The organism is Streptomyces anatolicus (assembly GCF_019400875.1).
GTDB classification, from domain to species: Bacteria; Actinomycetota; Actinomycetes; order Streptomycetales; family Streptomycetaceae; genus Streptomyces; species Streptomyces anatolicus.
The window spans coordinates 1-5201 of the sequence record NZ_WMBF01000447.1 but is presented as its reverse complement, the minus strand read 5'-3'; the positions used below and the strand labels follow the sequence as shown (position 1 = coordinate 5201).

4 protein-coding genes and 1 tRNA gene are annotated in these 5201 nt (G+C 68.8%); 1 reads left to right on the top strand and 4 read right to left on the bottom strand.

Annotated elements, in window-relative coordinates:
• From GKQ77_RS27100 to GKQ77_RS27085, 4 genes are all read right to left on the bottom strand, one after another.
• The coding region (locus GKQ77_RS27100) for an FtsW/RodA/SpoVE family cell cycle protein (protein ID WP_219691558.1) at positions 1 to 1364 on the bottom strand (1364 nt) is incomplete at its 3' end.
• 26 nt (positions 1365 to 1390) lie between these two features.
• A complete protein-coding gene (locus tag GKQ77_RS27095) occupies positions 1391 to 2953 on the bottom strand; it encodes a Stp1/IreP family PP2C-type Ser/Thr phosphatase (RefSeq protein WP_219691557.1) in 1563 nt (520 codons plus the stop codon).
• A gap of 131 nt (positions 2954 to 3084) precedes the next feature.
• On the bottom strand, positions 3085 to 3603 hold the full coding sequence (locus tag GKQ77_RS27090) for an FHA domain-containing protein FhaB/FipA (RefSeq protein ID WP_219691556.1): 519 nt from the start codon (positions 3601 to 3603) through the stop codon (positions 3085 to 3087).
• 10 nt (positions 3604 to 3613) lie between these two features.
• Entirely contained in the window at positions 3614 to 4531 is a 918-nt protein-coding gene (locus tag GKQ77_RS27085; RefSeq protein ID WP_219691555.1) for an FHA domain-containing protein, read from the bottom strand.
• Between the two features lie 444 nt (positions 4532 to 4975).
• Here GKQ77_RS27085 and GKQ77_RS27080 point away from each other — a divergent pair.
• Positions 4976 to 5062 (top strand) — tRNA-Leu (locus GKQ77_RS27080).
• Positions 5063 to 5201 lie beyond the last annotated feature (139 nt).

Below are 5201 nucleotides of genomic sequence, written 5' to 3'. Positions count from 1 at the left end.
GCGGGGGACGGGGCGGGGCGGCGCGCGGTGTCGCTGATCCGGATCAGGATGCCGACCAGCGCCCAGTTGGCGATGACGGACGAACCGCCGTACGCCAGGAAGGGCATGGTCATACCGGTCAGCGGGATCAGGCCCATGACGCCGCCGGCGACGACGAAGACCTGGATGGCGAAGGCTCCGGAGAGGCCGATCGCCAGGAGCTTGCCGAACGGGTCGCGGGCGGCGAGCGCCGTGCGGACACCGCGCTCGACGATCAGGCCGTAGATCAGCAGGATCGCCATGACGCCGGCCAGACCCATCTCCTCGCCGAAGGTGGCGAGGATGAAGTCGGAGTTGGCGGCGAAGCCGATGAGGTCGGAGTGGCCCTGGCCGAGTCCGGTGCCGAGGACACCGCCGGAGCCGAAGGCCATCAGGGACTGGGCGATCTGGTCGCTGTTGTTCTGGATGACCGCATCGGAGAACGGGTTCAGCCAGGCGTCCACACGCTGCTGCACGTGGGGCTCGAAAGAGGCCACGCTGACGGCGCCGACGGCGGACATCAGCAGACCGAACACGATCCAGCTGGTGCGCTCGGTGGCGACGTAGAGCATCACGACGAACATGCCGAAGAACAGCAGCGACGTACCGAGGTCGGTCTCGAAGACGAGGATCAGGATCGACATCGCCCAGACGACGATGATCGGGCCGAGGTCGCGGCCGCGCGGCAGGTACAGCCCCATGAAGCGGCGGCTGGCCAGGGCGAGGGCGTCGCGCTTCACCATCAGATAGCCGGCGAAGAAGATCGCGATGACGATCTTCGCGAACTCACCGGGCTGGATGGAGAATCCGCCGACCCGGATCCAGATCTTGGCGCCGAAGACGTCCATGCCGAGGCCCGGCACGAGCGGCAGCAGCAGCAGGACGAGGGCGCCGACCATGGAGATGTACGTGTAGCGCTGCAGGACGCGGTGGTCCTTGAGCAGAAGCAGCACACCGACGAAGAGCGCGACGCCGATCGCGGAGTACATCAGCTGGTTCGGCGCGGCCTCGACGAAGTTCTTGCGCTGCTGGAGCTTCTCCGACTGGTCGAGCCGCCAGATGATCACAAGCCCGAGGCCGTTGAGCAGCGTGGCCAGCGGCAACAGCAACGGATCCGCATACGCGGCGAACTTGCGTACGACGATGTGGCCGACGCCTGCGAGCAGGCCGAGCCCCATCCCGTACCCGAGCATGCCGGTGGGCACCTCGCCGGTGAGGGCGAGGCCCACGTTCATATAGGCGAACAACGGGATGACGACCGCGAACGCGAGCAGCGCGAGCTCGGTGTTGCGCCGGCTCGGCGCCCCGATCGCGCCGATCGTCGACGTGTGTGTAGTACTGCTCATGGCGTGCAGAGGCCCCCAACGGCTGCTTACTGCTTACCGCACAGCGGGACCAGCTTCTGCTCATCCTCGGAGAGGCTGGGGCCGGGTGTGGGAGTCGGTGCGGTCTTGGACTTGTTCTTGTCGGTCGTGCTGTTCTTGTCGTTCTTGCCGGTCGGGTCCGACGACGGGTTCGTGGTGGGGTCGTCGCCCGGGGCCCTGGTCAGGCCGCTCGCGCCGCCCGCCTCGCCCTCGCCGGTCCGTGCGTTGTTCTCCCGCTCGGCCTGGCGGCGCTCGGCGTCCTTCTTGCACGCCGAGGCCTGGAGGCCCAGCTCCTGGATCTTGCTCTCGGCCTCGTCGAGGTTGCCCTCGGCGATGGTGGCCTCGACCTGCTTGCGCTGGTACGGCGGCAGGTACTTGAGTTCGATCTCGGGGTGGTCCTTCTCGACCTTTGACAGGCTGACCCACGCCAGGTCCTGGTCGATGCCGCGGTAGAGCGCGATGTGCTTGTCCTTCGTGCCCACGTAGTACTGGGTCTGGGTCCAGCGGTAGCCGCCGTAGAGGCCGCCGCCGATCACCGCGAGCGCGAGCACCGTGTAGAGGGATCTCTTGAGCCACTTGCGGTTGCTGCCGGGCTTCACGAAGTCTTCGTCGTCATACGCCCCGAAGCTGCCCTCGGGGACGTACCCCGTGGTGTCGCCGCTGCCGGGCGGGCCGAAGCCGCCGCCCTGGCCGTGGGGCGTCTGCGGCGGCACCGGACGGCCGAGGCCGGAGGCGCGGCCCGCGGGCGTCTGCATGGCGCCGTCGTCCTGGGCCTGGAGCTGGTTCTCGGCGACCGCGCCGACGACCACGGGGGTGTCGGAGAGCCGGCCGGCGAGGGTGTCGCCGCTGTCGATGTCCAGGACGTCGGCGACGATCACCGTGATGTTGTCGGGGCCGCCGCCGCGCAGCGCGAGCTGGATCAGCTCCTGCACGGTCTCCTGCGGGCCCTGGTAGGAGGCGAGGGTGTCCTCCATGGTCTGGTGCGAGACGACTCCGGAGAGGCCGTCCGAGCAGATCAGGTAGCGATCGCCGGCGCGGACCTCGCGGATGGAGAGGTCCGGCTCGACGTGGTCACCGCTGCCCAGCGCGCGCATCAGCAGGGAGCGCTGCGGGTGGGTGGTGGCCTCTTCCTCGGTGATGCGGCCCTCGTCGACGAGGCGCTGCACCCAGGTGTGGTCCTGCGTGATCTGCGTGAGGACGCCGTCCCGCAGGAGATACGCGCGCGAGTCGCCGACGTGCACGAGACCGAGGCGCTGGCCCGTCCACAGGAGGGCGGTCAGGGTCGTCCCCATGCCCTCGAGCTGGGGGTCCTCCTCGACCATCAGGCGCAGCTGGTCGTTGGCCCCCTGCACGGCCGTGCCGAGCGACGTCAGGATGTCCGAGCCGGGGACGTCGTCGTCGAGCGTGACGAGCGTCGAGATGACCTCGGAACTCGCCACCTCACCCGCGGCCTGGCCCCCCATGCCGTCGGCGATGGCGAGGAGACGGGGGCCGGCGTAACCGGAGTCCTCGTTCCCCTCCCGGATCATGCCTTTGTGCGATCCGGCGGCGAAACGCAAAGACAGACTCATGCGCACCTCGCCCGTCGGCTCCGGGTACATCCGCACGGTGCCCACCCTCCGGTCGGGAGCGCGCCGGCGTCCAGTGCCTGGACAGCCGCTTCGGCTCGCTCGCTCCGCTCGCGCTCTTTCATGACGTAGCACTACTTCCGCAGCTCGATGACGGTCTTGCCGATGCGGATCGCCGTGCCCAGCGGAATGGGCGTCGGGGTGGTGAGTCGGGTCCGGTCGAGATACGTGCCGTTGGTGGACCCGAGATCCTCGACGATCCACTGGCCGTCACGGTCCGGGTAGATCCTGGCATGCCTGCTGGAGGCGTAGTCGTCGTCCAGCACGATCGTCGAATCGTGCGCACGGCCCAGCGTGATGGTCTGGCCCTGCAGCGCGACCGTCGTCCCGGCGAGGATGCCCTCGGAGACGACCAGCTTGGTGGGAGCGCCGCGGCGCTGGCGGCCGCCGCCGCTCTGCTGCTGGCGCTGCGGCGGTGGTGTTGCGGCCTGCTGCGGTCGGGCGGCCTGTTGCGGCCGCTCGCGGCGCGAACCGCGCTGTGTGACGCGCGTTCCGAACAGGTCGCTGCGGATGACCTGGACGGCCACGATCACGAACAGCCACAGAACGGCTAGGAAACCTAGCCGCATGACCGTCAGGGTCAGCTCTGACATTGCCCCCGCTTCACCCTTCGGCTTGCCGGTAAACGATGGTGGTTTGGCCCACGACGATCCGCGAGCCGTCGCGGAGCGTAGCGCGGGTGGTGTGCTGCCCGTCTACCACGATGCCGTTGGTAGACCCGAGATCCTGGATCGTCGAGGGCGTTCCGGTCCGGATCTCACAGTGCCGGCGCGAGACGCCGGGGTCGTCGATCCGCACATCGGCGTCGGTGCTGCGTCCCAGCACCAGCGTCGGGCGGGAGATCTGATGGCGATTGCCGTTGATCTCGATCCAGCGCCGCACCTGGGCGCCCGGGAGCGATCCGGCGCCGGGACCCGGGGGTCTGGCGGCTGCCGGGGACTGGCCGCCGGGGCGGGCTCCGCCGGGCGGTGGTGCCGCCGGCATCGGAGGTGCGCCGCCGGGAGTCGCGGAGGGCGGCTGCGGATAGCCATAGCCGCCGCCCGCGCCGCGGCCGGGGGCCGCGGGACCACTGGGGCCGCTGGGGCGGCCGGAACCGGAGCCACCGGCGCCGGGGCCCGCGGCGCCCTGCTCAGGAGACTGGGAGGTGCTGGAGGCGAGGGTGCGGCTGCGGACGCGATACAGGCCGGTGTCGAGATCCTCGGCCTTCTCCAGGTGGACCTTGATGGGGCCCATGAAGCTGTAGCGCTGCTGCTTGGCGTAGTCGCGCACCATGCCGGAGAGCTCGTCGCCGAGCTGTCCGGAGTAGGGACTCAGGCGCTCGAAGTCGGGTGCGCTGAGCTCCACGATGAAGTCATTGGGGACGACGGTCCGCTCGCGGTTCCAGATCGTCGCGTTGTTGTCGCACTCGCGCTGGAGGGCGCCGGCGATCTCGACGGGCTGGACCTCGGACTTGAACACCTTGGCGAAGGTGCCGTTGACCAGACCTTCAAGTCGCTGTTCGAACTTCTTCAGGACTCCCATGGGGCACCTCCTCCGTCGTAGTCATCCTGGTACTGCTTACTGATCGTATCCACGCGTCGGGAAATCGGCTGGTTCCCCCTGTCCGCCCGGTCGACGAGTGTCGCCTCTCACAAGGCATGCCCGCGCCTGGCCTCCAGGGATCCTCCCAGGACCCCTGACGAAGCCCTGATCTTCGGATCCGGAAACCCTTCCGGGCAGCTGCTGGGGGCGGCTGCTCGAGTCTCCTCTTACCAGGGATCGTAGAGGGGGCCCCGAGCCAGTGTCCCGCACCCGGCCCCGGACCTCGCCGGGCTCGTCGGGCGCGGCCCGGCTCGTTCGGGGGGCGGATCCCTTGGCAGGTGCCCGCCGAATACGGATGTGAATCCACCCTCTCCAGCGTGCTAATCTTCTGGATGTCGGCAGGCGCTCGCACCACACAGTGAGAGACCCAAAGACAACACCCATGCGCGGGTGGCGGAATAGGCAGACGCGCTGGATTCAGGTTCCAGTGCCCGAAAGGGCGTGGGGGTTCAACTCCCCCCTCGCGCACCATGAGGAAGCGGTCCTCCTCCGGATGAAAGTCCGGAGGAGGACCGCTTCTTTTTGTTACGTCGTCACGTCTCGTCGTGTCGTCGGCGGGGCGGTGATGTATGTCACCGAAGTTATCCACAGGCTCTGACGGGAGTTGGCG